Source organism: Synechococcus sp. CS-1332 (genome assembly GCF_025127995.1).
In the GTDB taxonomy this organism is placed as follows: Bacteria; Cyanobacteriota; Cyanobacteriia; order PCC-6307; family Cyanobiaceae; genus Cyanobium.
Genome location: NZ_JAHLYP010000038.1, coordinates 19636 through 46619, shown reverse-complemented (window position 1 = coordinate 46619; position 26984 = coordinate 19636). Strand labels below are relative to the sequence as shown.

The window sequence follows — 26984 nt, the reverse complement described above, 5'->3', positions numbered from 1 at the left end:
AATCAAGGCTGGCCGCCTTCAGACCATCTGCTCGGGCCTGACCCAGCGATCGAACTCCTCGCCGCTGATCTCCCCCAGCACCAGGGCCGCCTCCCGCAAGCTGAGCCGGTGCTGGTGGGCATGGCGGGCGATGGCGCAGGCCCGGTCGTAGCCGATCGCCGGCGTCAGGGCGGTCACCAGCATCAGGCTGCGGTCGCGCTGGGCTTCGATGTGGGCCACATCCGCCCGCAGTCCTTCGATGCAGAGTTCCCGGAACGTGCCGCAGCTCCCCGCCAGCAGGTCGATGCTCTCCAGCAGGTTGTGGGCGATCAGGGGCTTGAACACATTCAGCTCGAAGTTCCCCTGACTGGCGGCCATCTGGACGGCGGTGTTGTTGCCCATCACCTGCACGGCCACCATCGTGAGGCTCTCGCACTGGGTGGGATTGACCTTGCCGGGCATGATGCTGGAGCCCGGCTCGTTCTCCGGCAGCACCAGCTCCCCCAGCCCGCAGCGGGGCCCGCTGGCCAGCCAGCGGATGTCGTTGGCGATCTTCATCAGGCTGCCCGCCAGCACCGTCAGGGCCCCATGGGCCGCCGCCAGCCCCTCCTGACCGGCCAAGGCCTGGAACTTGTCGGGGGCACTGGTGAAGGGCAGGCCGATGCGCTCGGCCAGCCGGGCCGCCACCGCTTCGCCGAAGCCGGCAGGGGCATTCAGCCCGGTGCCCACCGCCGTGCCACCGATGGCCAGTTGCAGCACCTGGGGCAGGGTGGACCGCAAGCTGGCCAGTCCCAGCTCCAGCTGGGAAGCGTAGCCACCGAATTCCTGGCCCAGGCTGAGGGGCACCGCATCCTGCAGATGGGTGCGACCGATCTTGATCAGGCCGGCGTAAACCGCCGCCTTGGCCCGCAGGGCGGCAATCAGCGCCTCCAGGCTGGGGATCAGGCGCTGGTGCAGCTCAATCGCCACGGCGAGATGCATCGCGGTGGGGAAGGTGTCGTTGCTCGACTGGCTCAGGTTGACGTGGTCGTTCGGATGGACCGGCAGCTTGCTTCCCAACACGCCGCCGGCAGCGGCGATCGCCCGGTTGGCGATCACCTCGTTGACGTTCATGTTGGTCTGGGTACCCGATCCGGTCTGCCAGACCCGCAGCGGGAACTCTCCATCCAGCTGGCCCTGGCTCACGTCCTCGGCCGCCGCAATGATCAGGACCGCCAGGGCATCAGGCAGCACACCTCTGGCGGCGTTCACCTCGGCGCACGCGGCCTTGAGCTGGCCGAAGGCGTGCACCAGCGTGATCGGCATCGGCGCGCCGAAGGGGAAATTGCGCAGCGATCGCTGGGTCTGGGCGCCCCAGTAATGCTCGGCCGGCACCTCCACCGGGCCGAGGCTGTCGGTTTCGGTTCGGGTGGCAGGCATCAGCGGGAGGCGACCACTTCGCTGTTGAGTTCGTTGAAGCTCAAAGTGGCACTGTTGCCCGAGCCAGGCGCCATCGGGATGCCGGTGGCCTCGCTCACGGCGGTGTTGATGGCATCGACGCTCACCTGACCATGGCGATCGAAAACCACCCGGCCATCGCTGCCGATGACCACGACTTGGGGGATCAACCCGTCCCAGTAATGGGCCGGATCACCGGCGCCCCCATCGGGCCGGTTCTGGAGCGGATCGGTGACCAGGGGGATCAGGTCGACGGCATTGCCCCAGACCCGCTGCAGCTCCGACACCACCGGCGAGAACTGCTTACTGACGCTGCTGTCGTCGAGGTAATAGACGACCACCGCCACTCGATGGTCGGCCAGGGACTGGGCCAGGCTGCTGCGGGGCGGCACCAGGGAGCCGTTGCCGGCATAGAGGGCAAAGATGTTGCCGTCGTAGCGGTCGTTCTCGAGGCTGGCCGCCGCCGGGCCAGGGGCCCAGAGCAGGCCCATCGCCACGATCAGCATCAGGGCCCAGAGGCCGGCGAAGCGGCGGGACAGCAAACGGGGCAAGGGGAAACGGGCGTCTGGGGTCATTGTGCCGTGGACACCGGCCGCCTCAGTTGCGGTTGAGGCTCCGGCCCATCCCCTGGACAATGCCGCGACCCACCAGGCCGATCGCCTTGCCGAGCACCTGGGTCAACAGCACCACCAGCAGATCGCCCAGGCGCTTCAGGAAGCTCTGGAGCTGGGGGCCCAGGGCATCCCGAGCCTCCAGCGCCAGGGTGACCGCCTGCTGCACCCAGCCCAGCTGGCGCAGTTCGGCATCCCGGGGCTCGGTGAGATCCACGCAGTTGATGGCGCCGGCACCGAGGCGGAACAGGGGGCGCCGGCTCTCATAGACGTGGATCGGTCGGTCAAACCAACTGGTCCAGCGCTGCTGGGCGTTGAGCTGGTTGCGCAGCCGTTCCAGGTTGCGGGTGGCCAGCAGCTCGGGGCGCAACAGGTAGCGGCGCAGTTCGGGCCATTCCGCACAAGCTGCCAGCACCTCGGCACTGATCAGCTCGGCACTGCGCACCAGCCAGTTACTGAGCAACAGTTCGAGATAGAGGACGGCCTGGGGCTCATCCGGGGCCAGCAAGCGGCCATCCACCAGCAGCGGATGGGCCTGCAGCAGGGGGGTGAGCATCGCCAATGGATCGGGCAGCTCCTGGTCGTCGGTGGCAAACTCGCTGCGGTGCAGGAGCGTCTCCGCCACCGGGCAAAGCTTGCCGGCCATGGGGAGTTGCACGTAGGAGCCGGCCATGTGGCGCAGCGCCTGCTGGCGCAGCTCCGGTTGCATCTCCTTCCAGAGCAGCTCCAGCTGGTCGCCAGCGGCATCAGCCTGCAGCAGTCGGCGGCGCAGCCGGTCGAACTGCTCCAGCAGCCCCAGCAGCAGATCGCTGCGCCGGGAGTCATGCAGACCGTCGAGGGCCAGGAGCTGGCCGCTGTTGTTCCTAGGCCCTGCGGCGGCGGCCTGCGTCAATCGGTCCCGCAGGGCTTCCCAGAGTCCCTCGGCCGTGCGCTGCCGCAGGGTGATCGCCACCCCATGGCCCCTGGCCGAGTCCTGACCATCGGCAGGGGTGGGGGCTGTGGGCTCAGGGCCCATGGGCTCGCCCCAGGCGAGGCTGAGCGGACCCCACAGCCACAGCAGCAGCCTTCGGGCCAGCCGCAGCTCCCGCACCCGTCCCTCCAGCAGCAACAGCGGCAGCAGCTGGACAGGCGCTGGATCGAGCAGCCGCAGACAAAGGCGAAGCTCGGCGTCGATCTGCTGCAAGCCGCTCAGCAACAACCATTGGCCCAGGCCCATGGGAACGGCAGGGGAGGGGGCAACGGCCTGGCGCGCCGCGTTAATGGCCAGCACCCGGCCACCGGCCAGCACCGTACTGATGGCCTCCCGCAGGCTGTTGGCATCGGCGCCCTCGATCAGACCCTGGGCTGGGAGCTGCAGGAGGAAATCACTGGCATAGGGCTGGTGGTCAGGCAGCAGCAGCAACAGGGGCGCCGGATGCCAGCGTTCCAGCAGGCGACGGCTCTCGGCGTCGAGAGCTTGGGGCTCAGGCAGGACGCCGAGGCACCAGACAATCAGCTGGGGTGACCCTTGCAGCTCATCGCTGCCCACCACCTTGCAACCGACCCAGCCACTGGGATCGCCGCTGGAGGCATCGGGCTCAAGCCAGCTGGTTAGGCCTGCCTGCTGAAGGGGTTCAGCGAACAGCAGCAGCAGGGGAAGGGGCTGTGCCGAACGTCGACCCACGTTGCCAGGACAGTGTTGGCCCGACCCTAACCAAGGCGAACGCGTTTCTCCAGTGCCGGCTGGGGATGGCCGGACAGATGCAGGGTGTACGACTCGATCGCGAATCCGGTTTGCGCCTCGATCTGCTGGAGGAGGTTGGCGGGAAGCAGAACATCGAGATCAAGGATCTCGCCCGATTGGGTGCAGGTGAGATGGCTGTGGGGATCGGCGCGATAGCCGTAGAGCCGCCCGTTGGCCCGCTCGAGGCATTCGATCACGCCGGCCGATTGCAGGGCCTCAAGATTCTGATAAACGGAGGTGTGGCCGATATGGCGACCTTGATCGTTGAGCTGTTCGAAAATGTCACGGGCGGAAAGATGGCTTTTCTCGGCCCAAAGAAGATCCAGCACCATGCGCCGCTGACGGCTCAGCCGCATACCCAGATCACGACAGCGCTGGTACACCTCTTCGACGTGGCTCAGGCCTCGGGGCACCGGCTGACGACCACCACCTTCGCTGCGGCTGGCGCCGCCCGTGGTGGAGGGGGTGGTCGTGGTGGGATGCAACCGCTGCCGCCATAAACGATGGTTCTGTTATAGGGCAGTTACACCAACACCGGCACGGGTCACCCTCCGGGCGGCGGCGGGCTTCAGGCGATCGGCAGCTGCAACGGATCCTGCAAGCGCTGGTCGCCGATGGCCTGCAGGGCCTCAGCCAGATCCACCCGGCCGTCGTACAGCGCCCGTCCCACGATCACCCCCGTCACGCCCTGGGGTTCAAGACTCAGCAGGCTCAGCAGATCGGTGAGGCAACCCACGCCCCCTGAAGCGATCACCGGTAGGGAGGAGGCCTGGGCCATGGCCCGCAGGGCCGCCAGGTTGGGGCCCTCCAGGGTGCCGTCGGTGGCGATGTCGGTGCTGATGATCGCCGCCACCCCCGTGCCCTCGAAGCTGGCGGCCAGGGCCGTGGCCACCACCGTGCTCTGCTCGATCCAGCCCCGGGTGGCCACCTTGCCCTCGTTGGCATCAATCCCCACCACGATCCGGCCCGGATGGCGGCCGGCCAGGCGGCGCACCAGTTCTGGGTTCTCGACGGCCACAGTGCCCAGGATCACCCGATCCACACCCCAGCCAAGCAGTTGTTCGGCCCGTTCCGCCGAGCGCACGCCACCCCCCAGCTGCACCGGAATCGCCAGGGCCGCCGTGATCGCCTGGACGGCGCCGTCGTTGCAGGGGGTTCCGCTCCTGGCCCCATCGAGATCCACCAGGTGCAGCCGCTTGGCACCCTGGCGCTGCCACTCCAGGGCCTGGGCCACGGGGTCGTCGCTGAAGCGGGTGACACGGTCGTAGTCGCCCTGATGCAGACGCACGCAATGCCCGTCGAGCAGATCAATGGCGGGAATGACTTGCATGGAAAGGGGACAGGGCCGCTCTGGGATCCATCCTGTGCCATAACGCCGACCCGCTGGCCCTGACCCGATGACGCTCTCCCCACCCGCGCTCGCACCGGACGACTGGCGCCGCCTCCGGGATGCGCTCCGCTACCAGGGCCGCGATCTGCATCACCGCTCCTATGCGGTGACCTCCCGGAGACGGGAACTGCTCTGGGAGGAGATGGACTGCTGCCTGGCCCTGGCCGATCGCATCGAGGCCCACCTGGAGCAGCTCAGCGCGTGCGGGATCGATCTGGAGAGCGAAAGGACTGGCGACTGAGGGGCGCAGCTGAAGCGCCTTGCCCCTGAACGACGTAACTTTCCTCCATTCGTGGCCGAGGGCATTTGCCAGGCCCCCATCCCTCCCCGATGTCGCCGCTGCGGCCGCTTGCTGTTCTGTTGCTGATCGGCTGCTGCAGCCCTGTCCTGGCCCAGCCCCTGGCCCCGCCTCCGCTGGCGGCACCGTTGCCGCCACCGCGCTCCCTGCTGGGTCCCGATGGCCCCGATCCCCGCGACAGGCCCCCCCCGCTGGCACCGCCCGGTTCGGTGATTCCCCCCATCAACCGCTCCGATGCCCGCTTGGAGGCGGCGCTGCGGGCCCGCCTGTTCGCCGGCCCGGTGGCGCCCAGCCCCGCGGCAGCCGGCGATCCCGACCAGACCGAATGGGAACAGGCCCGTGCCACGGCCCAGCGCCCCGTCTGCGCCGATGTGGGGCCCCTGCGTTACCTCCACAACCGGATCGATCTCGACGGCGACGGCCGGCTTGAGACCGTCGCCGTGGTGGTGGGCTCTTTCGCCTGTGCCAGCGGCGGCTGCAGCCTTCTGGTGTTTCGTGACGTCGACGGGGTGCTGGAACTGGTGGCGGAGAACGGCCTGTTTCAATCGCCCCTGACGGTGATCAGCAACCGCCACCGCGGCTGGCTGGATCTCACCCTGCCCGCCAGCCTGCACGGCGCCCCGGACGGCCTGAAGGAGCTGCGTTTCGATGGCCGCAGCTACCGGCCGGTGCCGCTTCCGGCGACCGAAGGCACCAGCACCGGCCCCCCGGGAACGGTGGTGCTGGAACTGTTGCCCCTGCCCTTCGAGCGCCTGGGCCAGCCCCTCCCCTGCGGCCCCTGATCCCCCAGGCCGCTTGAATGGCGCTCATCGATGCGGAGTGGCGATGAGGATCCTGGTGATGGGCGGGACCCGTTTCGTGGGTCGCCCCCTGGTGGGCCGCTTGCTGGCCGCCGGCCACCAGCTCAGCCTCTTCACCCGCGGGCGCCAACCGCTGCCGCAGGGGATCGAACATCTTCAGGGCGACCGCAGCAGCGCCGAAGGCCTGGCGGCCCTGCAGGATCGCCCTTTCGACGTGATCGTCGACAGCTCCGGCCGCACCCTTGAGGACACCCGCCAGGTGATCGCGCGCACCGGGGCCCCCTCCCACCGGCTGGTGTACGTGAGTTCGGCCGGTGTGTACGCCGACAGCGAGCTCTGGCCCCTCGACGAGGAGTCCCCCACCGACCCGCAGAGCCGCCACGCCGGCAAGCTGGAGACAGAAGCCTGGCTGCGCCAGGAGGGCATCCCCTTCACCAGCTTCCGGCCCACCTACATCGTGGGGCCGGGCAACTACAACCCGGTGGAGAGCTGGTTCTTCGATCGCATCGTGCACGGCCGGCCCGTGCCCCTCCCCGGCGACGGCAGCACCATCACCCAGCTGGGCCACGTGAGCGACCTGGCCGCCGCCATGGCCCGTTGTATCGAGGTGGAGGCCGCCACCAACCGCATCTACAACTGCACCGGCTCCCAGGGCATCAGCTTCCGGGGGCTGGTGGCCGCCGCCGCCCGGGCCTGCGGCACCGATCCGGCGGCCGTGGAGATCCGCAGCTTCGATCCCGCCGGCCTCGATAAGAAGGCCCGCAAGGCCTTCCCGCTGCGCCTGGCCCATTTCCTCACCGACACGCACCGGGTGCGGCGGGAGCTGGCCTGGGAGCCCGCCTTCGACCTGGAGGCCACGCTCGCTGACAGCTACACCAACGATTACGCCCAGCAAATGCCGACCGCTCCCGACTTCAGCGGCGACGAGGCCCTGCTGGGTTGAGGAATTGACGATGTATTGCGGTAGTGGACGATTCCCCACACGGTTCTGATCCAATTCGACTGTGGGCCCTCAGGACTGCCGGGATTTGTTCGCCCACGCAGGGAGGGTCCCACCCCATGGGCGTGGCCAGTGGTCCGTGGTCATGACCAGCCAGGCCACCCTGCCGATCGCTGCGGGATTCACGCCAGCAAGTGAAAACGAAATGTTGTCATGAGACGTCTTTTGCCCTTGGCGATGCGTCAGGAGATCCGCCATTGCTGGCGCCTTTGGAATGACCGCCTGAACGGGATGACGTTCCACCATGCAACGGGACCCTTGGAACGGTGCTCCGCCGTTGGGCTTACCCAGCCGATCATGCCGAGTGACTTCTTTGAAAACAAGATCACCAATATCACCCGGGGGGCCGCCTTGCTTGATGACGGGCTGATTGGTGCCAACAGGACATGGTCCTTCTGGCACCGCGTCAGCCGTCCCAATGCAGCCAATGGATTTCTTCCGGGAAGAAACATTGTCAAGGGCAAGCTCGTTGCCCTCAGCGGTGGTGGGCTTTGCCAGCTGTCTTCGATGGTCTACCACCTGGCCCTGCTGGGTGGGTTGACCGTGCTGGAACGCCATTCCCACAGCCTGGATATCTACGAAGAGGATCAACGCTTCACCCCGTTGGGTGCCGACGCCACGGTGGTGTGGGGATTCAAGGACCTACGACTTCACAATCCCCACCCCTTTCCTGTCGCCTTTGGATTCAGAGTCGAGCGGAACCGTTTGATTGGCGAGCTCCTCTCCGATTCCAACCTGACGGCCCGCCACGTCGAGTTTGTTCGTGTCAACCTCAAAAGGCCATGGATTCAGGTCAACACGATGGTCAACCAGCGCCTTCAGGTCTCCACGGTGTATGAACAGAAACAAGGCCTGCAGACCGTCACCTAACCCCACGGTCTTGCGCTCTTCGCTGTCATCGCTGACGGCATGCGCCCGTCTCAGCTGCGTGCATCGGCCCGCAGGTACCCCAGTGCCGAGCTGAGTGCCAGCAGCAGCGACGGCCAGAACAGCCACCAGCCGGCACCATGCAACAGGGATACGGCCGCCGCGCCCTGGCCCAGGCCCCAGGTCGGTGGCCAGAGCAATAACAACAGAGAGAGGAACTGCAAGATCGTCTTGGCTTTGCCCCCCAGCGAGGCGGGGCCGCCGCTGCCCTGGCCGGCCCTCCAGCCAGAGATCAACAGCTCCCTGGCCAACAGCAGCCACACGGCCCAGAGGGGCAGGCCGCCCGTATGGGCCAGCCACAGCAACGGGGCGCTGATCAGGATCTTGTCGGTAAGGGGATCAAGCCGGGCCCCCCACACCGACCCACCGCCAGCCCGGCGCGCCAGGGCACCGTCGGCCCAATCGCTGAGGCCGCCCAGCAGCAGCAACACCCAGGCCAGGGAGGGCTTGCCGCTGGCCAGGGCCAGCAGCAGCGGCAAGCCGAGCACGGCCCGGGCAAGCGTCAGCAGGTCGGCGAGGCGTCGCAGGGGAGGGGTCCCGTTCACCAGCAGAATGCCATCACCGAGGAGATCCGCATGGTCGTCGAGCGCAGCGTGGCCGAGGTGATGACCAGCCCCGTGCTGAGTGTCACCACCACCACGCCCCTGCAGGAAGCGGTGCAGCTGATGAGCGACCACCACGTCAGTGGCCTGCCGGTGCTCGACGGGCTGGGGGCGCTGGTGGGCGAGCTCAGTGAGCAGGATCTGATGGTGCGCGAAAGCGGCTTCGATGCCGGGCCCTACGTGATGCTGCTCGATGCCGTCATCTACCTGCGCAACCCCCTCGACTGGGACAAGCAGGTGCACCAGGTGCTGGGCAGCACCGTGGGCGACGTGATGGGCTCCCAGCCCCACAGCTGCCCCGCCAGCACATCCCTGCCCCAGGCCGCCCGCCAGCTGCACGACCGCGGCACCCAGCGCCTGTTCGTGCTCGACGCCCAGGAGGCCCTGGTGGGGGTGCTCACCCGCGGCGACGTGGTGCGGGCCCTGGCCTCCGCCAGCTGAACGTTCCAGATCAGGCGGAACGCCTGTGGGCTCTCGGGAGCTGGTGAGAAGGGGTCCAGGGGATGACGGCACCGTCGGCCACGAGCCAGAGCACCTCGCCCCGTGGGCAGGGGTGGCCTCCCGTCAAAGCGCCGAAAGACGGCAGCACCAGGTGCTCCAGCGTCTGGTTGTAGGCGAAGCAGGGCAACCGCAACCGGTCGGCGCCACGGCCCACCAGGGCCACCGGATGGCGATGGCCGCAGACATTCAGCCTGCCTGCTCTGGGCTCCGGGGCATGGCTCAGCCACAGGGGCCCCATGGCCAGGGAGGGCTCCTGGACAAGGCCCTCCAGCCAGCTGCCCCGCTCGTGATTGCCGCCGACCAGCCTCAGGGGGCAGCCCAGCAGGGAGGGCAGGGCTGCCAGTTTCTGGCGCAGTTCCTCGGTGAGCCCGAGCCGGCTGTGGATCAGGTCGCCGAGCACCACCACCTGGCGGGGCTGGAGCCGGTGGGCCACCGCCAGCAGCGCATTGAACGTGGCGGCATCGCCATCGCTGGGCAACGGGATGCCCTGGCACTGAAACGATTCGGCCTTGCCCAGGTGCAGGTCTGCCAGCATCAGCAGCCGCTGTTCCGGATCCCAGGCGGCCTTCTCCGCCAGCAGCTCCAGACGGTGGCCCCGCCAGGGGAACGCAGCGGTGGCAGGAGGGTTCACGCCGGCGTCTTCGGGGCACCGTAGAGGGTGACGGACATGGCGCGATCGGAGGACGAACTGGAACGCTGGCATTCTCTCCGCCCAGACTCTCTTCAGCGAGGCGCTCCCCGATGACGTCCACCCAGCCGGATGCGGCAGCGAACGCGAGGGCCTGCCTGCTGCGGTTGGCGCCCTTCCTGCTGGGCCGGGCCCGGCGTGGCGTCGTCGGCAGCAGCCGCTACGCCCAGAAGCTGCGGGAGGCGATCCGTGACGCCGCCGCCGATGCCGCTGGCGGCCCCGTGCTGATCAGTGGCGAGCCGGGCCTGGAGAAGGACAACCTCGCGGCCCTGATCCACTTCGGATCCGCGGCCCGCAAGCAGCTACTGGTGCAGCTCAACTGCGCCCTGCTGCGGGCGGATGGGGCCGAGCTGTTCGCGGCCGGGGCCGATGGCTTGGCCCTGATCGACTGCCTCGGTGCCGGCGGCCTGTTGCTCGATCAGATCGATAAAGCCGATCCGCAGCTGCGGCAGGCCCTGCTGGAGCTGGCCCGCAGCGGTCGCTGGGTCTCGACCGATGACGGCAGCGTCCATCACTTCACGGGACGGGTGTTCCTCACCGCTGAAGCCAAGACTCCCGACTTCGATGCCTGCTGCTCCCACATCCGCGTGCCGCCCCTGCGGGTGCGGCGCCAGGACCTGGGCGAATGGCTGCGCTACGGGGTGCGCCTGAAGGCCCGCAGCCTGGGGTGGGCCACGCCCCCCGCGGTGAGTGAGGGGCTGGTCAAGCGGCTCCAGATCCACGACTTCCCAGGCAACATCCGGGAGCTCACCCTGGTGATCGAGCGGGCCCTGCGCCAGTGCGCTCCCGGCCGTCCAGCCGTCCTGCCCGACGAGGTCTTCTGGACCGGGCGCCGCCCCCAGCGCGCCCGTTTCGATCTCTGGCGTTGGAAACCCCAGCTGCGGGACGTGATGCGTTCGCCGCGGCTCTGGAACGGCCTGCTGTTCGGCGTCGTGAGCTGGGTGTTCGTTCTGGTGAACGTCTGGCTCTGGCTGGGACCCCAGGATCGGGAGCACAACGGGGCCCTGAACATGTTCTGGGCCTGGTGGTGGCCGCTGATCCTGCTGACCTACCCGGTTGTGGGACGGTTGTGGTGCTCGTTCTGCCCGTTCATGGTCTGGGGGGAGATCACCCAGCGGATCGCCAGGGCCCTTGGCTGGCAGCCGGCGCGCTGGCCGCGGAGCGACAGCGACGACTGGGCGGCGCCGCTCCTGGCGGCCGGTTTCGCAGCGATCCTGCTCTGGGAGGCGGTGTGGAACCTCGAGAATTCGGCCTGGCTGAGCAGCTGTCTGCTGCTGCTGATCACCGCCGGGGCCGTGATCGGTTCGCTGCGCTTCGAGAAGCGCTTCTGGTGCCGCTATCTGTGCCCGGTGGGGGGAATGAACGCCCTGTTCGCCAAGCTGGCGATCAGCGAGCTGCGGGCCCAGGCGGGCACCTGCAGCGGCAGCTGCACCAGCTACGCCTGCTTCAAGGGAGGCCCCGCCGAAGGGGAAGGCATGGAAACCGAAGGCTGTCCGCTGGGCACGCATCCGGCCTACCTGGCCGACAACCGCAATTGCGTTCTGTGCCTCACCTGCGCCCAGGCCTGTCCGCACCGTTCCGTGCAACTGCGGTTGCGGCCGCCCGCCGCCGATCTGCAACGCGACATGGAGCCTCCGGCCGGCGAGGCGGGCCTGATCCTGGTGCTGGCCGGTGGGGTGTGTCTGCACCATTGGCGGAGGCTGCTTGGGGGAGTGGCCCTGGCCCCGGCGAACCTGCACGAAGGCCCCTTGCTGCCGCGGCTGGCCTTCGCGGCCCTGGCCCTGGCCCTGCCGGCGGGGGCCTTCCTGCTGGTGCGGCACCAGCGGGGCTGGGGACGCCGTCCTGAGGTTGCCGCCTCGCGGCTGCGGCTCTCCCTCTACGCCCTGCTGCCGCTGCTGTGGGCGCTGATGCTGGTCGACCATCTGCCCCTGGGCATGGCGGAAGCGGGGCTGGTGCTGCCGGTCAGCGCCAGCCCCTGGTGGCCCCAGCTGGCCACCCGCTTGCCCGCCTGGAGCGCCGACGGCCACGTGATCGCCTTCTGCCAGACGCTTGTGGTGGCAGTGGGTGTGGCAGGTTCTGTGGTGCTGCTGCGGCGACTGCTGCAGCCCCTGCGCTGGGGTTGGCTGGCCCTGGGCGGGCTGGCGCTGGGTCTGGGGGCCGGCGGCCGCTGGCTGGTGGTGGCGGGTTAACGGCCCCCGCAGGCCCGCTGCAGGTCGCTGTCGCTGTAGAGCGCCACGGGGGCATCGGCGGAGCTGTCCTGAAGCCGCTGCATCTTGGTGAGGTAGTGGGCGGCGCCGATGCTGTTGCCCAGCAGGATCCGTGCGGTGCCCCGGCTGCCGCGCCAGGCATTGCAGCTGGCGAGCGTGTCGAGCGCCAGGGCGGGGCAGGGGAGAACGGCGGACAGGAGCGCGACCCCGCCGGCGACCAGCATCACGGCCAGGCCCATCTGGCTGCGGCGCAGGGCCGCACCCGGCGCCGGACCCAGCCAGCAGCCATCGGCAATGGCGGACACATGGCGGACCTGGTGCGCCCGGCCCAGATACACCCAGGCGCGGCGGCCATCGGCCAGGGGCAGGGGCCGTCGGTCGTAGAGGCGGGGATAGCCCTCCAGCCGATCCAGCCGGGCCAGGCCGGCGGCATCCACGGCATACACCTCACCCCGCACCGTCCCCTCTCCTGTCACGGCCATCGGAAAAGGCCCAAGATCATGGAGCACCACTCCCGTCAGTTCCACATCCCCCTGGAAGGGCGCCCCCGCCAGCCAGTGGTGGTTGCCGTGTCCCCGCTTCAGGGTGCCGTAGACGAACACCAACACCTCCCCACTGTCGGCGGCGGGAGTGGGCATGGCGTGCAACGGCGGCTCCGGCCGCCATGATCGGGCGGAATTCCATTCTCCGCAGCCTCCGCTGACATTCGCCCTGCTGATCGCCCTGGGGACGGGGGGGGTCGGCTGGTGGCCTGAGCAGCTGGCCTTCACTGGCCTCGACCGCGACATCGAGGAGACCGCACGGCGGAGGAATGATTGATGACCCTTTGCTGGCGGCGACCTCAGCCGAGTTGTCCTCAGCAGAAGACCTACTGGAGGCTTCAACAATCGCTACGACAGGTTGAATCAGCAGGTCTGTTGTGGCGAGCGTTTCACGAAGCGACCACAACCAAATGTCTGCGCGAGCGCGACGAGAGGCGCAGCATTCGGGCAGCTTTGAACCCGCACAACTGATGTCACCGACGGGAGTGGGCTAAATAGGCTGCCATTCCATTGTCACGCCTCAAGATCAACGTCGCTTGTCAATGGTGTTGGAGGCAGTCCTCACCACTATGGTTGTGTTGAGCCACTGTGACCAGTCGCTCAACACTGGCTGAGAGCACACATCCAAGGTGACTGAGCTGTCCGTCCGCGAGCCAAGCGCAGAGTCCGACCCGATCGAGACCGAACCGATCGAGACTGACCCGATCGAGCCCGGCGGCGAGCGGATGACCAGAAGCCGTGGGGCTGAAATTCTGATCGTTCTGATCGGATCCGGTCTGCTGGTGCTGACCGGCATCATCGCGCTGAACTTCCTCACGGCCCGATCTCGTGATGCCGTGATCAACGCCACCCCCATTGCGATTCGAACCCCCATCACCGGCACGCTGCAGTCGCTGCCGGTGCAGGCCGGCCAGGCGGTGCGCCTGGACCAGGAGCTGGCCGTGATCCGCAGCTCCCGCGCCAGCCGCGATGAACTGGAACGACTCACCACCGAGCGTCAGGAGGCCCAAAGCCGGCAGGCCGATCTGCGTCGCCAGGTCCTGGCGCAGAAGCAGCTGGTGGCGGAGGTTCAGCTCGATGCCGGACGCCAGCAGGCCCTGGAGATCCGCCGCAACCGCGAGGATCTGGATCAGACCACGGCCGACCTGCAGAGAGCCCGGGCCGAGCTGGCCTTCACAGAGCGGGAAACCAAACGCGTGGAACGTCTGTTTCGCACCGGCGCCGTCGCCGCCAACGTCTACGACCGCGCCCAGACCACCGAGAAGCAGCGGCGTCGCGAGCTGACGGGCCTCGAAGCCAGGCTGGCCGGCGGCCGCACCGACCTGGAGGCCGCGACCAACAACCTGGTGCTGCGCAACAACCGCAGTGGCTCCGATCCCGTGGTGCGTCTGCAGGAGGCCAGGCGCAGCCTCCAGGCCCTGCAGGGCGACCTGAGCACGCAGGATCAGCGGGTGGCAGGCCTGGGGCGGCAACTGGCCGCATCCAGTCAGCAATGGGAGAAGCGGCACAAGAGCATCTTGCGCAGCCCACGTCAGGCCGTGGTCTGGGAACTGCAGGCGCAGGCCGGTGATCTGCTCGAGGCGCTCCAGCCCGTGATGAAACTGATCGATTGCAACAACCGCTGGGTCACCACGACCGTGGCGGAGAACGATCTGAACCGGCTGCGGATCGGAGATAGGGCCCGGATCGAGTTGGTGGGAAGGCGGATGACCCTGCGTGGGGAGGTGGAGTCGATCCGCTCCGGGATCGGGCGGTTGCAGCTGGGTGATGACCCGCTGGTTCCGATTCCGATCAACCTGGCCAGGGAAAGTGAGGTGCGGGTGCGGATCCTGAACGATGTTCCAGCCCCTCCGCTGCAGTTCTGCTACGTGGGGTACACGGGGCGCGTGATCTTCGAGCGATGAAGTTCCTCAACCCCTTTCCCGAGGCGATTGGGCCAAGCCGCATCTCCCCGTGGGTGTGGGGGTTCCTGGTGATCGCCACTTTGAGCCTGTTCGTGGCCTTGGTACTGGCAAACCTGCAGTTCTCTCTGGTGGCGCCCGGGTTGCTCAATCCGCTCGAAACCCGCGAACTTCCAGAGCGCTGGGGCGTTCAGAACGACTGGATCCATGCCGTTCAGCCCATCATGGTCGCCGTGGGCATTGTGCTGGGCATGCGCTTTGTCCCCCGTCGTCCCTGGGGCTACTTGCTGGGATCGATCCTGCTGACTGGAGTCAGCCTGCGCTATTTCATCTGGCGATCCACGACGCTGAACACAGCGCATCCTTTCAGTTTTGCCTGCAGCCTGGCCCTTTTTCTGATCGAAGTCATCTCACTGCTGAGCATTGGCCTTCAGTTCTATCCATCAATTTTCTTCGATCCGACAACGAGGATCCGACAGGCCAACAAATACTTTCGATCCAGAATCGAGAATCCTCCTTCGGTGGATGTCTTCATCCCAACCTATAATGAATCCGTCCAGATGGTACGTCGCGCCGCACTGGCATGCCGCGGCATCGATTATCCGAACAAAACCATCTACATTCTGGATGATGGTCGCAGGCCCGTCATGGCCGATTTGGCCTCTGAACTGGGCATTAATTATATTTGCAGACCAGACAATATGCACCGCAAGGCCGGCAATCTGAACCATGCACTTGGCTGTACCAAGGGAGAGCTGATCGCCGTTTTTGACTGTGATTTCATCCCATTCAAGCAGTTTCTTTACCGCACCATTGGCTTCTTCAGTGATCCAAAAGTGGCCTTGGTTCAGACCCCTCAGCATTACTTCAATTCTGACTTCCATCTGCGTAATCTAGGACTTGATTTCCTGATGCCCAGCGATCTCGATAGTTTCTTCCACTACAACCAAGTTGTCCGTGATCACTTCAATGCGGTGATCTGCTGCGGCACCTCCTACGTGGCCAGGCGGGAGGCACTGGTTTCGGTGGGTGGTTACTACAACAAGTGCATCGTGGAAGATTATCAGACAGGCACCAGTCTCGCGATCAAGGGGTGGCGCATCGTCTACCTCGATGAGATTCTCAGCCTCGGCGAAGTGCCGCGCACCTTCCGCGACTATCTCGATCAGCGACTGCGCTGGTTACAGGGCAATGTGCAGATCTACTTCTGCTGGAGAGACCTACCGATCTGGACCAAGCTTGGTGTTTGGCAGAAATCCTTTTTCGTCAGCCAGGCCCTTTATTGCTTCATGCCACTTTTTCGCGCCGGCTACATCATTCTTCCCTTGATGAGCTTTGTGATCGGTTTCAGCCTGATTGCGGCCCCGCCATCTGAATATCTCTTTTATGGTCTGCCTTTCACGATCATGTTGCATGGCATCTTATCATGGCAAAGTAACAGTCACTATTCGCAATTGTGGACGGAGATCTATGAATCACTATTCTGTTTTCCCGCTCTCGGTCGACTGGCCCGCATGATCGGGAATCCGATGGGCCATCTCGGCAGCTTGGTGACCAACAAAGACGCGGTGAACCTGCGCCAGAGCATGGATCTGCGGTTGGCCTGGCCTCTGCTGGCCTATCTGGCGATTTTCACTGTTGCCGTACTGTCGCGCTACGGCTTGCCCTTGATCGATCCGGCCTGGATGCGATCCCCCTTTGAGGGGGAAGAAGTGATGCTGGCCTGGAACATGTACAACGCGATGATTATTTTCATCTGTGTGCTGGCCTGCATCGATCGTCCAGTACGGCGCCGGCACGATCGTTTTCCGCTCGAAACCATCGCCCGGCTTCAAATCGGCAGCCAGGAAGTCTGGGGCGTGACACAGGATGTGTCCGAAAGTGGTCTGACCATGGCCCTGACCGACCGCGTGGTGACACTGGATGGAAGTGATGCCGTGCTGGACCTGCCCCAGAGCAAGCTCACGCTTCCTTCCAGAATCGTGCGGCAGACCAGCAAGCATGGTTACCCAGTGCTCGGCCTTGAATTTCGCTTGCAATCGGTTGAGCAGGAAGAGGCCCTGATCCGTCTGCTATACAACGAAAATGTTTGGTTCCAGAAATTAAATCGCGTCGGCATTCTCGATTCTTTTCTGATCCTGATCAGCAGTGTGTGGCGGGCGGAACCGCTGGTGCGACGCTTTCGCTAGGTATGGTCTGGCAATGACGTTGGCTGCGAGGAAGCGTTGCGGCTGGACCCAGACCAAGATCTTCTTGATGCCGCGGAAGTTGATGGCCAGGAAGGAATCTGTTCGACGAACTCCTGCCTCCTCCGGGGCGTTGTAGAACCGTCAACGCCACCTCAGCGACCGTTGCAAAGTGGTTGGGCCCCACGGGTGAGGTGTCCAGGTGGTGCCGCGTCAGCTAGTGGACCGCACCCAGTTCATTCCCCGGGCGCATCTTGCCTTCCCTGGCGGGGACGATCGCCAGCACCAGAGCCATCAGCCAGGCCCAGCGCCCATCCGTAAGGGGCATCGGCTCCAGGGATCGCCATGGGGAAGGGGCCAAGGTCGTGCAGCACAAGTCCGCCCTCGGTGCCCTCCCCATGGAAGGGCGCCTCAGCCAGCCAGTGGTGGTTGCCGTGGCCACGCTTGAGGGTGCCGTACACGAAGACCAGCTCGGGAGTGCTGTTCACAGTTCGGGCCAGGGCTGAGGGGCCTGTGGCCATAATGCGACGAAACTGCACCCGGTTCCATGACGATCGCCCTGCTCGCGACGCTGCTGGGTTCGCTGGTGTTGATGGGCTGGATCGTCAAGCGGCTCGAGAAGGCCTCCTGAGTCAGGGCTCCAGCGCGCGCACCTGGCCCGCCACCCGGATCGAGCCACCCAGCTCCGCCGGGATCTCGACGGCCAACAGGGAACGGCAACCCATGTCCTCCCCCTGCACCACCGTGATCGATCCGCCGTGGGGCCAGTCGAGGCTTTGCAGGTAGCCGGCCAGCGCCGCGGTGGCGGCACCGGTGGCCGGATCCTCGTAAACGCCGCCAATGGCGAAGGCATTGCGGCTGTGGAAGATCTGGGGGCCTTCCGACCACACCAACAGCAGAGTCAGCAGCCCCGCCGCCGCCATCAGCCGGGCCCCGTCCTCCATGGCATAGCGCATGGCCGCCAGGTCCTCGCGGCGGCGCAGGGCCAGCAGCAGATGGTCGGCGCCGCCATGCACGATCGCCGGTGGCAGGGCGGGATCCAGATCCAGCGGCCCATAGCCGAACAGCTCCAGTCCTGCCGAGAGCAGCTCCGGAGCCACGGGGCGCTGGTCGGTGGGGGGCGACTGCAGGGCGGCGCTCCAGCGCTCCCCTTGCCGCCGGCCCTCCACCGTGATCTCGGCCTGATTCAGCGTCAGCGGGAAGACCCCATCCCCGAAGCGCTCGGCCAGGGCGGCCCCGAGGGCGACGGTGGCATGACCGCAGAAGGACACCTCGGCGGCAGGAGAGAAGTAGCGCACCCGCCAGCCGTCCCCCTGCGGGGCGGCGAAGACCGTTTCCGAATACCCCACCTCGGCCGCAATCCGCAGCATCTCCCGCGCTTCGGGCAGGCGCTCGGCAATCACCACCCCGGCGGGATTGCCGCCCCGATCACCGTCACTGAACGCCGCAAGGTGCAGGAGTGACATGCCTGGTTCGGGCCTCCAAGGTGCTCAGAGCAGTCTGCTGGCCAGGCCGAAGTAGAGCGCGATCGAGGTGATGTCCGCCACCGCCAGGGTGAGCGGACCGGAAGCGATCTTGGGATCGAGCCGCAGGGCATGGAACAGGGCGGGAATGGTGAGGCCGTAGAAGCAGGCGGCTGTCACGCTGAGCACGATCGTGGCCGCCACGATCAGGGCCGCCGGCCCCAGGCCGAGCCAGAGCACCAGCACCAGGGCCACCAGGGCGGCGCAGGAGATACCCAGCAGCAGGGCCGTGGTCAGCTCCCGCCGCAGGCTGGCCCGGTACCAGCGCCAGGTGGGCGGCGACAGCTGCAGCGACTGAATCGACACCGTCATGCTCTGGATGCTGACGCTCTCCCCGAGGGCCAGCACGAGGGTGAGGAAGAAGGCCAGGGCGATGCTGCTGGCCAGGGTGAGCTGGAACACACTCACCAGCACGGCGCAGGCCAGGCCGCTGGCGATGGTGGCCAGCAGCCAGGGGAAACGGAAGCGGAACGCCCGCAGCGGCGAAGCGCCGCGCACCTGGGACACGCGGAAGCCCAGGGCCTCGAACAGGGCCGCCGCCTGGGCCGGCTGGTCGGGCAGGAAGTCCTCTTCGCTGAACATGGTCACGTCGACGACACCGATGACGTGCTGCTGGGCGTTCACCACCGGCAGGGCCAGGAAGCGGTGATCGGCAAAGGCTTCGTGGGCCTCCAGGATCGTGGCGTGCTCCGGGATGGTCACCGGACGGCGCACCATGAGCGCGGCCACCGGCATCTCCTCGGCCGCCGATAGCAGCCTCCGTAGGGGCAGCACGCCGATCAGGCGCTGCTCCGCATCGAGCACATAGAAGTAGACGATCCGATCGGCGATGTCGCGCCGACGCAGGCTGGCCAGCGCCTCCGCCACTGTCTGCTGGCCGTCAAGGCAGGCCACCGCCCGGCGGGCGATGGTCGTGATCGGTAGGTGGAGGGTGTCCAGCACCGGCAAACCTCAGTCGTCCTCCCTTGCCCGCACGTAGACGATCGTGCGGTTGCCGCTGGGGGCCTCCCGCTCCTCCATCACGAACAGGGACGGACAGCCCCGCACCAGATCGGAGAGTTTGCGGAAGCTATAGAGCCGGGTGTCGAAGTCGGGCTGGATCTTCTGCAGGTAGCTGCCGAAGGTGCCCAGCTGGGTCCAGCCCGATTCATCCACCGAGCGGTCCAGGGCCTCCATCAGGAAATCGGCGGGGATGACGGGATGGCCACCGGCCGGGGGATCGCTGTCCTGGGGGCGGCGGGAGCTTTCCGCGGCAGCGGCATCTTCTCCGTGGCGGGCGGCGGTCCGCAGCACTTCGGTGAACAGAAACTTGTGGCAGGCGTTGCGGAAAGCCGCCGGGGTCTTTTCCTCACCGAAGCCGTACACCAGCAGACCCTCCTCCCGCAACCGCACGGCCAGGCCGGTGAAATCGCTGTCGCTGGTCACCAGGCAGAAGCCATCGAAGCGGCGGGTGTACAGCAGATCCATCGCATCGATGATCATCGTGCTGTCGGTGGCGTTCTTGCCCACGGTGTAGGCGAACTGCTGCATCGGCTTGATCGAGAACTTGTTCAGTAATCCCTTCCAGGAGGCGCTCTGCGTGGACGTGAAGTCGCCGTAAATGCGCCGCACGATCGCTTCTCCGAAGCGGGCCACTTCCTCGAGCACCGCTTCGATCACCGCCGCCCGGGCGTTGTCGGCATCGATCAGCACCGCCAGGCGCTTGCCGCTGTCCTCTCCCAGGCCGCCCGTCGGTGGGAGTGTTGCTGTTGGGGTTTTCATGGCTCACCCCTGCGGACGTCGACCCTAACCGCCCAAAAGCGCGTGTCCCCGGATGCCGCCATCACCCCGCGCCGACAGGAGAATCGGCCGATGGTTCTGCTGCTCACCGCCGGCGCCCCACCCCCCCTGCTGCCCTGTCCGGCTGAAGCGGGCTGGGAGCTCGTGGCCAAGGCGCGCCTGCCGAGGCGTGGGGCGAACGGAGAACCCTCGGGAGGCTTCTCCGCCGCCAGCTACCAAAGCGATACCGATGCGCTGTTGCTGCTCAGCGATGCCCCCCAGGGCAGCGTGGCCGCCTGGAGCGGCGTGCGGCAGCTGGGGGAAGTACCCCTGCGGCCCCTCTTCCAGCTGGATCTGCTGGGGTCCCCCCGGGCGCCGCTGCCGGCGGAGATCGATGGGGAAGGGATGGTGGTGCTCGGCGACCGGCTCTGGGTGGCCAGCGAGGGTCGCCGCAACGCAGGGCGTGTGGCCCAGCTGCTGGCCTTTGATCGGGCCAGCGGCCAGCTGGAGCGCGCCTATCCCCTGCCCGCCGATTGGCAGCCGGCCCCAGGACGGGGGCTGGGCGCCAACCAGGGCCCGGAATCCCTGGCACTGCTCCGCCGGACCGCTCAGGCGGACGTACTGCTGATGGCCTCGGAATCACCCCTGCTGCAGGATCCCCCGGCCCAGGTGAGGCTGCTGGGCTGGACCCTTGGCCCCTTCGGAGCCGTTTCCCGGCCCCTGGCCCGGCTGGCCATTCCCGGAGGCGCTGGCTGGGGGCTGACCGATCTGCTGGCTGTCGACGCTGCCACGCCCACGCCGGGGCTGCTGGCCCTGCTGCGCCGCTTTCAGGCCCCCGATCAGTGGCAGGTGCTGCTGGCCCACTACCCGCTTCCCGATGGCCGGGCTGATCCGGGCGTCGTGCTGGAACCGATCCACCAGTGGGACCTGATCGCCGCCGGCCTGCCTCCCGACAACTGGGAGGCCCTGACCCCGGGGCCCGCCCAGGCCGATGGCCGGGGCAGCCTGCTGCTGGCGTCGGACGACAACTTCAACGCCAACCAGGACAACCACCTGGCCCTGCTGGTGCCCCGCCGCAGCGCCCCCTGCCACCGGAACCGATGAACCGCCGCGATCTGCTCTCCCTGCTCGGCATCGGCGCCTGCTCCTTCGCCAATGCGGCCCTGCCCTCGGCGGCAGCGGGTTCGGCGGCGACGAGCCTGTCGGCGGCTCCCCGAAAGGGCGACAGCCCTTTCCCGGTGGTGCCCACCCCCCTGCCGGTGCCCAGCGACGGGCTTGATGCCGACAGCCAGCGCCGCACCTACGCCCGCATCGAGCTGGAGGACCGGCTGGTGCTGCCGGATGGCTTCCGGGCCGACGTGGTGGCGGTCTGGGGGGATCCTGTGGCCGAAGGCCGCTTCGGCTTCAACAACGATCACCTCGCCTTCCTGGCCCTGGCCGCGGATCGGGCCCTGCTGACGGTCAACTTCGAATACATCAGCGCCAAGGCCTGGCGCGAGGGCTATGCCGAAGCCGTGGGCGGGACGCTGCCGTTCGATGCCGTGATCGAAGCCCTGGCGGCCCGGGGCGGCCGGGTGGATGCCGCCAGCCTGGCGGCGGACGACCCGCTGCTGGAGACCATCCGCCAGCTGGCGGCGGCCGGCATGGCCGACTTGGGTATCGGCGTGATCGAGCTGGAGCGGCAGCCGGGCGGCCCCTGGCGACGGCGGCCCGGCCGCTTCGATCGGCGCATCACCGGCCTCAGCGGCTGGCGCGATCCCGCCCAGCGGCTGCGCAGCTCGGGGCCAGCGGCGGCCGTGTTCCGGCGCCGTGGGCGGCTCGGCTACGACGACGGACTGGGGGACGCGATCATCGGCAGCTTCGCCAATTGCGCCGGCGGCGAGACCCCCTGGGGCACGGTGCTCAGCGCCGAGGAAAACATGCAGAGCCAGGTGGCCGAGGCGGTGCACGCCGACGGCTCCTCCGTCTCCCCCGCCGCCCGTCCCTTCGCCTACGACGGCCAGCGCCTCGACGGCCTCGGCAATCCCTTCGGCCTGGCGGGCAACAAGTACGGCTGGATGGTGGAGGTCGACCCGCGCCGGCCCGAGCGCGCCGCGGTGAAGCACAGCTGGCTGGGCCGCTTCCGGCACGAGGCGGTGGCCGTGAAGGCCGTCGCCGGCCAGCCCCTGATCGTCTATTCCGGCTGCGACCGCCACGGCGGTCACCTCTACCGCTTCGTCAGCGACAAACCGATCCGCGATCCGGCCGACCCGGCCAATTCGGAGCTGTTCGCTGCCGGACGCCTTGAGGTGGCCAGGTTCGATCCGCCGGGCGCCGGCGGCGGCGAGGGCCGGGGCCGCTGGCTGTCGCTGGAGCCCTCCACCCCTGTGGCACCGCTCGGCCCTGGCCACTTCGCCCGCCACGGCGTGGAGCAGGCGGTGCTGCTGCCCCACAGCGACCGCCGCAGGCCCGGCGCCGAAGCCTTCGCCAGCGACGCGGCCGTGGCGGCCTACCGGCGCCGGTTCGCCACCCTGGCCGACCTCTACCCCGGCGAGGGGGAGGAGCGGATGGGGGCGATCCTGATCGATGCCCACCTGGCCGCCTGCGCCATCGGGGCCACCCCCGCGGCCCGGCCCGAGGACACGGTGATCGATCCGCTCAACGGGGACCTGCTGATCGCCTTCACCGCCGGGGGCGGCAGCGACGACGGCCGGGCCGACCCGGCCATCTTCCGTGGGCCCAAAGGTCAGGCCTCCTGGCCCTTCGGCTGGATCATGCGCCTGGCCGACGACGGCCCGGCCCGGGCTGGCTCCTTCCGCTGGCGGATGGTGGCCACCGGCGGGGCCCCGTGGCAGGGGGGGATGGGCTTTGCCAATCCCGACAACCTCGCCATCGACCGGCAGGGGGCCATCTGGATGGTGACCGACCGCTCGACGAAATCGGCCGATCTGGATCTGTTCGGCAACAACAGCTGCTGGGTGCTGCCCAGCCGTGGCCCCCACGCCGGCGAGGCCTTCTGCTTCGCCATCGGGCCGATGGAGTGCGAGCTCGCCGGCCCCTGCTTCGACGGCGGCGAATCCACCCTGTTCCTGGCGGTGCAGCACCCGGGCGAGGACAACGGCACCCGCCCTTCTGCGGAGGCCCGTGAGGCCCAGGCCCACCGGCTGGTGGATCGCTCCGGGCGTCCCTTCGAGCAGCTGCGCTGGGTGCCGCTGGGTTCCAACTGGCCCTCCGGCGTGCCGGGCCGGTCACCCCGCCCCGGGGTGGTGGCGATCCGCCGGCTCGCTGGCGGGCCGCTGCTGGCCGATCAGGCGGTGCCGGCGTCCAGAGACCGCTCGATCTGATCGAGGGCCTCGTCGAGCGGCTCGATCGCCGTCGCCATGGCGGCATCGCTGGCCTCGGTGCTGGGCCACTGGTGATCAACCTGACGGCGCAGTTGCTGCAGGCCGCCATCGATGGCCTCCAGCCGGGTGGCCAGGGCCAGCAAGCGGGCCTCCCGTTCGTCCATCCCCTGGCGCGCCGCATGCAGATTGCGGCGCAGCTGGTCCACCAGCCGTCGCCGCTCCTGGCGCAGGGGGCCCTCCGCCTCCCGCTGCAGGGATTTCTCTTCCCGGGCCAGGCGTCGGGCCAGGTCGTCGGGATCCAGGCGCCGCCCCCCGCCCGACTCCAACAGGGGCCGGCGTTCCTGCAGCCGCTCCGGCAGTTGCTGCAGCCGCTCGCAGCAGAGCTGAACGCTGCCGAGGGCCTCCAGATGGCCGGGGTCGGTGAAGCGGACCACGGCCTCCTCGCGCAATGCCATGGCCGTCACCGCCAGGCCGCTGGCCCGATCCAGGGCTTCCTCCAGACCCGCATCGAGCCGCTGGGCATGGAGCCGCTGCGTGCGGCTGCGGCGTCCGGCCGCCCCACCCCGGGCCAGAAGAGCGGCGCCGGCCACGCTGAGGGCGACGGCCGGCACGATCGCCAGGGGAAGAGCCCACCCGACGCCGCGCACCAGCACCACCAGGCCGACACCGCCGGCGGCGACCGCCAGGGGATGGTCAAGAGGGTTGGCCCAGCCCAGTGCCGCCATCAGAAGGCCATCTGCAGATCTTCCATGCGGCGGCGGATGCTGTCCGCGGTGCCGGTGGTGAAATCGCCGCCGTTGCTCTCGGCGATGCGGCGCAGCACAGCGGGATCGAAGTCCCCCTGGTTGCCGTAGCCCATGGTGAACACGCCGATGCGTTCATCACTGGCGAAGCCACTGCGCTGCAGTTCGCTGCCCAGCCCGTCGAGGGAAAGGCGCGAGCCGTTGTCCTGGCCATCGGTGAGCACCACCACCGCCAGGATTTCGCCGGGGCGCCGGGTGAGGCGCAACCAATCACGGCCCTGCTGGATGGCGTCGTAGAGCACGGTGCCGCCCTCCGCCTCCAGCGAGGCGATGAAACGGCCCACCGGCTCACTGCCCGGGCCTCCTCCTGTTACCACCACCGGTGGCCGCAGCCGGTTGTCGAAATCGAACAGTCCCACGGTGTCCCGCGGACCGATCTGGGCCAGGTAGGCCTGCAGGCTGCGCTGGGCAGCCGGCAGCTTTTCCCCCTTCATCGACCCGGAGCTGTCCACCACCAGGGCCACCCGGGAGGGCTTCTTGGCCTGGTTGCGCCAGAGGGTGATGATCGCCTCCACCACCTCCGGCTTCGGCGCCCGCAGGGAGTCGTAGACGGCCCGTGGATCGGCGCCGTAGGCCGCCGTGACGCGGCTGGGGGGCACGGCCGGGTTGGCCGGCCGCAGACCCTGTCCGGCCGCCAGGCGCTGGATCTCGGGGCTTTGGAGCCGCTCGATGATCAGCAGGGCCGCCTGCTTCTCCTGCTGGGACACCCAGGGGCCGTCAGGCAGGATCGCCCGCATCGTGCTGGCGTAGGTGGCCCTCGGGTACACCGCCTTGAAGGGCTCCTGGTCGGGCTGGCGGGAGGCGTTGACCGCCACCACCGACGACTCATAGACCGACCCCACAGAGGCCCAGAAGGGGCCGTTGCGCTGCATGGCCCGGGCGAGTTCGTCGGTGGAGCTGCCATAGCGGGTCACATGGCGCTCGATCGCCGCCACCTTCTCGCCGTGGGCCTGCACATCCGCCAGGGTGAGCACCTCGGGCCGTTTGCCGGCCACTTCAGCCACCATTGCCACAAGGGTCTGCAGGCCCGAGTTGGAGCGGGTCGGCGCGGTGTGGACGTAGCGGATCGGCTGAGAGGGGCCGGCCGGATCCAGCTGGCGGTGGTCGCTGCTGCGGGCCAGGGCGGTGAAGGGATCGGGCCGATCGAGCCCCTTCGCCAGGGCCGCGGTGGTCATGAACACCATCGGACTGGAGGCCAGGGCCGGCGCATCGGCCGGCGCCGGAATCAGCTCCCGGGTGGGCGCCAGGCGCTGCAGCCGATGCCGCAGCAGGTCGAGATAGATCTCGCCATCCACCGAGACCAACGTGGGGATGCGCGCATCCTCGGCCGCCTGGCCGCCCTGGAGCACCCCCCGGGCGTGGGTTTCCATTTCGCTGACCACATCGCCGCTGCCGGCGGCCCGACAGCGCAGCAGCACGGGGGTGCGATCGGCCAGCCGCGGCGGCGACTGGGCCATGGCCTTGGCCGCCTCCTGGCAGAAGCCCTTCAGGGCACTGCCCACCAGCATCTCCAGCTCCAGGGGCGGCGGGGCCCCAAGGTTGCACCCGCCGATCGGCAGGGCGAGGAGCGCGGTGGTGAAGCCGGCCAACCGCAGGGCCCGTGCCATGGAGCTGAACGGAAAGGTGCCGCCATTCTGCTGGCAAGGGCCGGTGGCTTCAGCGGAGCCGATGGCGGCTGCCGCCGCCGCGTTCAGACTGCATCGCACCTGGACCGCCCCCCCTTGGAAGCGACCCTGAGCCGCAGGCGCCTGCTTTCGCTCCTGATCGCCGGTGCTTCCCTGGCCCTGGCGACCGCACCCCTACCCGGGCTGCGGCGGCCGCTGCTCGTAGCGGTGGGGTCCGAGCTGGCCGGCGCCATGGGCGAACTTGAACCCCTGTTCGAGCGCCGCCACGGCGGCATCGACCTGAACTGGACGGTGCAGGGCTCCCAGGACATGGTCAACCGCGCCCGGGAGGAGGGGCCGGAACGGCCGCGGGTGCTGATCCCCGCCAACCGGGATCTGCTGAACCAGTTGTCCGGCGAGCTCCAGGCCCAGGGGGAGCCGGCACCCTTCCTGCAACCCCCGGTTCCCGTCGCCCGCACCCTGCTGGTGGCCGTGGCCTGGCCCGAGCGGGCCAAGCGGCTGTTCCCGGACGGCCGCTTCTCCTGGTCCCAGCTGCGGCGGGCCACGGCGGCGGGCCAATGGGGGGCCCTGGGTGCCCCGGCAAACTGGGGCAGCGTCGACCTGCGCAGCGCCGATCCGATGCGCTCCAACTCGGGCCAACTCACCCTGGCGCTCTGGTGCCGGGACCAGAACGGCGCCGACTGTGCCTCCGCCCTGCGCCGCGCCGTCTACAGGCCGGCCCGCTCCACCGACATCCTGCTGCAGGAATTCATCAGCGGCGGCCCCAACGAAGGCGACCTGGCCCTGGTGTACGAAGCCTCGGCCCTGGCTCGCCAGCAGGAGGCCGGCCGCCAGCAGCCGGGGGGCTACGTGCTTCTTGTTCCCGATCCCACCATCGAGACGGTGCTGGCAGCGGCCGTGCTGCGGGGGCAAGCGGCCGGCGGGCACCAGGACGGCGAGCGGTTTGTGGCCTTTCTGCTCTCCCAGGAAGGCCAGGCTGTACTCAGGCGCCTGGGGTTCCGCGGCGCAGGCGGCGGCGGCGGCAGCCCGGCCGCCCGCGGCGTGAAGCGCCTGCCGCCCCCCTCGCCGGGCGACCGGGAAGAGCTGCTGCGCCTCTGGCAACAGGCTGGCTGAAGGATGTCGGGCGCGCGTCGCCGCGTGTTTCCAATCACCTGGGATGG

25 protein-coding genes are annotated in these 26984 nt (G+C 68.3%); 11 read left to right on the top strand and 14 right to left on the bottom strand.

Annotated elements, in window-relative coordinates; all coding sequences use genetic code 11:
- Positions 1 to 18: 18 nt before the first annotated feature.
- The 5 genes from fumC to hisA all read right to left on the bottom strand — a co-directional run bounded on the left by fumC (position 19) and on the right by hisA (position 5080).
- Complete coding sequence (gene fumC / locus KQ305_RS07565) at positions 19 to 1401, bottom strand: class II fumarate hydratase (RefSeq protein WP_259724949.1); 1383 nt, start codon at positions 1399 to 1401, stop codon at positions 19 to 21.
- A complete protein-coding gene (locus tag KQ305_RS07560; RefSeq protein ID WP_399230936.1) occupies positions 1398 to 1991 on the bottom strand; it encodes a thylakoid membrane photosystem I accumulation factor in 594 nt (197 codons plus the stop codon). The genes fumC and KQ305_RS07560 overlap by 4 nt, the downstream gene beginning before the upstream one ends.
- Positions 1992 to 2013: 22 nt before the next feature.
- Entirely contained in the window at positions 2014 to 3690 is a 1677-nt protein-coding gene (locus tag KQ305_RS07555) for a DUF3685 domain-containing protein (protein WP_259724800.1), read from the bottom strand.
- A 26-nt stretch (positions 3691 to 3716) separates the two neighbouring features.
- Positions 3717 to 4106, bottom strand: a complete 390-nt coding sequence (locus tag KQ305_RS07550; protein ID WP_259724947.1) for a Fur family transcriptional regulator — start codon at positions 4104 to 4106, stop codon at positions 3717 to 3719.
- 212 nt (positions 4107 to 4318) lie between these two features.
- Positions 4319 to 5080: a 1-(5-phosphoribosyl)-5-[(5-phosphoribosylamino)methylideneamino]imidazole-4-carboxamide isomerase gene (gene hisA, locus KQ305_RS07545; RefSeq protein WP_259724799.1), complete on the bottom strand. Its 762-nt coding sequence runs from the start codon at positions 5078 to 5080 to the stop codon at positions 4319 to 4321.
- A 67-nt stretch (positions 5081 to 5147) separates the two neighbouring features.
- Between hisA and KQ305_RS07540 the strand changes: the two genes are divergently transcribed.
- The 4 genes from KQ305_RS07540 to KQ305_RS07525 all read left to right on the top strand — a co-directional run bounded on the left by KQ305_RS07540 (position 5148) and on the right by KQ305_RS07525 (position 8108).
- A complete protein-coding gene (locus KQ305_RS07540) occupies positions 5148 to 5381 on the top strand; it encodes a hypothetical protein (RefSeq protein ID WP_259724798.1) in 234 nt (77 codons plus the stop codon).
- An 89-nt stretch (positions 5382 to 5470) separates the two neighbouring features.
- Positions 5471 to 6220, top strand: coding sequence for a hypothetical protein (locus tag KQ305_RS07535; protein ID WP_259724797.1), 750 nt, complete (start codon positions 5471 to 5473; stop codon positions 6218 to 6220).
- A gap of 43 nt (positions 6221 to 6263) precedes the next feature.
- Positions 6264 to 7181: an NAD-dependent epimerase/dehydratase family protein gene (locus KQ305_RS07530; RefSeq protein ID WP_259724796.1), complete on the top strand. Its 918-nt coding sequence runs from the start codon at positions 6264 to 6266 to the stop codon at positions 7179 to 7181.
- 234 nt (positions 7182 to 7415) lie between these two features.
- Entirely contained in the window at positions 7416 to 8108 is a 693-nt protein-coding gene (locus KQ305_RS07525; protein ID WP_259724946.1) for a VanW family protein, read from the top strand.
- 50 nt (positions 8109 to 8158) lie between these two features.
- On the opposite strand, the gene KQ305_RS07520 is transcribed toward KQ305_RS07525, so the two are convergent.
- Complete coding sequence (locus tag KQ305_RS07520; protein ID WP_259724795.1) at positions 8159 to 8710, bottom strand: CDP-alcohol phosphatidyltransferase family protein; 552 nt, start codon at positions 8708 to 8710, stop codon at positions 8159 to 8161.
- A gap of 30 nt (positions 8711 to 8740) precedes the next feature.
- Between KQ305_RS07520 and KQ305_RS07515 the strand changes: the two genes are divergently transcribed.
- Positions 8741 to 9208, top strand: a complete 468-nt coding sequence (locus KQ305_RS07515) for a CBS domain-containing protein (RefSeq protein ID WP_259724794.1) — start codon at positions 8741 to 8743, stop codon at positions 9206 to 9208.
- A 10-nt stretch (positions 9209 to 9218) separates the two neighbouring features.
- Here KQ305_RS07515 and pdeM read toward each other — a convergent pair whose 3' ends face one another.
- A complete protein-coding gene (gene pdeM, locus KQ305_RS07510; protein WP_259724793.1) occupies positions 9219 to 9899 on the bottom strand; it encodes a ligase-associated DNA damage response endonuclease PdeM in 681 nt (226 codons plus the stop codon).
- Between the two features lie 110 nt (positions 9900 to 10009).
- Between pdeM and KQ305_RS07505 the strand changes: the two genes are divergently transcribed.
- The gene (locus KQ305_RS07505) at positions 10010 to 12145 is read left to right on the top strand and encodes a 4Fe-4S binding protein (protein ID WP_259724792.1); all 2136 of its coding nucleotides are present in this window, start codon (positions 10010 to 10012) and stop codon (positions 12143 to 12145) included.
- Here the strand turns inward: KQ305_RS07505 and KQ305_RS07500 are convergent.
- A complete protein-coding gene (locus KQ305_RS07500) occupies positions 12142 to 12801 on the bottom strand; it encodes a gamma-glutamylcyclotransferase (protein WP_259724791.1) in 660 nt (219 codons plus the stop codon). The two genes, KQ305_RS07505 and KQ305_RS07500, sit on opposite strands and share 4 nt — an antisense overlap.
- 533 nt (positions 12802 to 13334) lie before the next feature.
- Here KQ305_RS07500 and KQ305_RS07495 point away from each other — a divergent pair.
- Together KQ305_RS07495 and KQ305_RS07490 are read left to right on the top strand one after the other, a co-directional pair.
- Positions 13335 to 14609: an HlyD family secretion protein gene (locus KQ305_RS07495; protein WP_259724790.1), complete on the top strand. Its 1275-nt coding sequence runs from the start codon at positions 13335 to 13337 to the stop codon at positions 14607 to 14609.
- Positions 14606 to 16795 carry a glycosyltransferase gene (locus tag KQ305_RS07490; RefSeq protein WP_259724789.1) on the top strand — a complete coding sequence of 730 codons (2190 nt, stop codon included), beginning with the start codon at positions 14606 to 14608 and terminating at the stop codon, positions 16793 to 16795. Before KQ305_RS07495 ends, KQ305_RS07490 begins: the two co-directional genes overlap by 4 nt.
- Positions 16796 to 17028: 233 nt before the next feature.
- Here the strand turns inward: KQ305_RS07490 and KQ305_RS07485 are convergent, their stop codons facing one another.
- From KQ305_RS07485 to KQ305_RS07470, 4 genes are all read right to left on the bottom strand, one after another.
- Entirely contained in the window at positions 17029 to 17313 is a 285-nt protein-coding gene (locus KQ305_RS07485) for a gamma-glutamylcyclotransferase (protein WP_259724788.1), read from the bottom strand.
- Between the two features lie 111 nt (positions 17314 to 17424).
- Positions 17425 to 18258 (bottom strand): PhzF family phenazine biosynthesis protein, encoded by an 834-nt coding sequence (locus KQ305_RS07480; protein ID WP_259724787.1) that lies wholly within the window; start codon positions 18256 to 18258, stop codon positions 17425 to 17427.
- A 24-nt stretch (positions 18259 to 18282) separates the two neighbouring features.
- Positions 18283 to 19257 (bottom strand): magnesium transporter, encoded by a 975-nt coding sequence (locus tag KQ305_RS07475; protein WP_259724786.1) that lies wholly within the window; start codon positions 19255 to 19257, stop codon positions 18283 to 18285.
- 9 nt (positions 19258 to 19266) lie between these two features.
- Positions 19267 to 20076, bottom strand: a complete 810-nt coding sequence (locus tag KQ305_RS07470) for an NYN domain-containing protein (protein ID WP_259724785.1) — start codon at positions 20074 to 20076, stop codon at positions 19267 to 19269.
- 90 nt (positions 20077 to 20166) lie between these two features.
- Here KQ305_RS07470 and KQ305_RS07465 point away from each other — a divergent pair, with 90 nt between their 5' ends.
- Both KQ305_RS07465 and KQ305_RS07460 read left to right on the top strand, forming a co-directional pair.
- The gene (locus KQ305_RS07465; protein ID WP_259724784.1) at positions 20167 to 21177 is read left to right on the top strand and encodes an esterase-like activity of phytase family protein; all 1011 of its coding nucleotides are present in this window, start codon (positions 20167 to 20169) and stop codon (positions 21175 to 21177) included.
- The gene (locus KQ305_RS07460; protein ID WP_259724783.1) at positions 21174 to 23396 is read left to right on the top strand and encodes a PhoX family phosphatase; all 2223 of its coding nucleotides are present in this window, start codon (positions 21174 to 21176) and stop codon (positions 23394 to 23396) included. The genes KQ305_RS07465 and KQ305_RS07460 overlap by 4 nt, the downstream gene beginning before the upstream one ends.
- Here the strand turns inward: KQ305_RS07460 and KQ305_RS07455 are convergent.
- On the bottom strand, positions 23360 to 24121 hold the full coding sequence (locus KQ305_RS07455) for a hypothetical protein (protein ID WP_259724782.1): 762 nt from the start codon (positions 24119 to 24121) through the stop codon (positions 23360 to 23362). The genes KQ305_RS07460 and KQ305_RS07455 overlap by 37 nt on opposite strands.
- A complete protein-coding gene (locus KQ305_RS07450; RefSeq protein WP_259724781.1) occupies positions 24121 to 25905 on the bottom strand; it encodes a VWA domain-containing protein in 1785 nt (594 codons plus the stop codon). The genes KQ305_RS07455 and KQ305_RS07450 overlap by 1 nt, the downstream gene beginning before the upstream one ends.
- A gap of 15 nt (positions 25906 to 25920) precedes the next feature.
- Here KQ305_RS07450 and KQ305_RS07445 point away from each other — a divergent pair, with 15 nt between their 5' ends.
- Positions 25921 to 26937, top strand: a complete 1017-nt coding sequence (locus KQ305_RS07445) for a substrate-binding domain-containing protein (protein ID WP_259724780.1) — start codon at positions 25921 to 25923, stop codon at positions 26935 to 26937.
- Positions 26938 to 26984: the final 47 nt, after the last annotated feature.

Bases quoted from the DNA above. Each gene is read 5' to 3' on its own strand.
- KQ305_RS07470 (WP_259724785.1), bottom strand. From the start codon at position 20,076: ATGAAAACCCCAACAGCAACACTCCCACCGACGGGCGGCCTGGGAGAG.
- KQ305_RS07540 (WP_259724798.1), top strand. From the start codon at position 5,148: ATGACGCTCTCCCCACCCGCGCTCGCACCGGACGACTGGCGCCGCCTC.
- KQ305_RS07515 (WP_259724794.1), top strand. From the start codon at position 8,741: ATGGTCGTCGAGCGCAGCGTGGCCGAGGTGATGACCAGCCCCGTGCTG.
- KQ305_RS07560 (WP_399230936.1), bottom strand. From the start codon at position 1,991: ATGACCCCAGACGCCCGTTTCCCCTTGCCCCGTTTGCTGTCCCGCCGC.
- hisA (WP_259724799.1), bottom strand. From the start codon at position 5,080: ATGCAAGTCATTCCCGCCATTGATCTGCTCGACGGGCATTGCGTGCGT.
- KQ305_RS07530 (WP_259724796.1), top strand. From the start codon at position 6,264: ATGAGGATCCTGGTGATGGGCGGGACCCGTTTCGTGGGTCGCCCCCTG.
- KQ305_RS07505 (WP_259724792.1), top strand. From the start codon at position 10,010: ATGACGTCCACCCAGCCGGATGCGGCAGCGAACGCGAGGGCCTGCCTG.
- KQ305_RS07480 (WP_259724787.1), bottom strand. From the start codon at position 18,258: ATGTCACTCCTGCACCTTGCGGCGTTCAGTGACGGTGATCGGGGCGGC.
- KQ305_RS07550 (WP_259724947.1), bottom strand. From the start codon at position 4,106: ATGCGGCTGAGCCGTCAGCGGCGCATGGTGCTGGATCTTCTTTGGGCC.
- KQ305_RS07535 (WP_259724797.1), top strand. From the start codon at position 5,471: ATGTCGCCGCTGCGGCCGCTTGCTGTTCTGTTGCTGATCGGCTGCTGC.
- KQ305_RS07465 (WP_259724784.1), top strand. From the start codon at position 20,167: ATGGTTCTGCTGCTCACCGCCGGCGCCCCACCCCCCCTGCTGCCCTGT.
- KQ305_RS07485 (WP_259724788.1), bottom strand. From the start codon at position 17,313: ATGGCCACAGGCCCCTCAGCCCTGGCCCGAACTGTGAACAGCACTCCC.
- KQ305_RS07455 (WP_259724782.1), bottom strand. From the start codon at position 24,121: ATGGCGGCACTGGGCTGGGCCAACCCTCTTGACCATCCCCTGGCGGTC.
- KQ305_RS07490 (WP_259724789.1), top strand. From the start codon at position 14,606: ATGAAGTTCCTCAACCCCTTTCCCGAGGCGATTGGGCCAAGCCGCATC.
- KQ305_RS07525 (WP_259724946.1), top strand. From the start codon at position 7,416: ATGCGTCAGGAGATCCGCCATTGCTGGCGCCTTTGGAATGACCGCCTG.
- KQ305_RS07500 (WP_259724791.1), bottom strand. From the start codon at position 12,801: ATGCCCACTCCCGCCGCCGACAGTGGGGAGGTGTTGGTGTTCGTCTAC.
- KQ305_RS07460 (WP_259724783.1), top strand. From the start codon at position 21,174: ATGAACCGCCGCGATCTGCTCTCCCTGCTCGGCATCGGCGCCTGCTCC.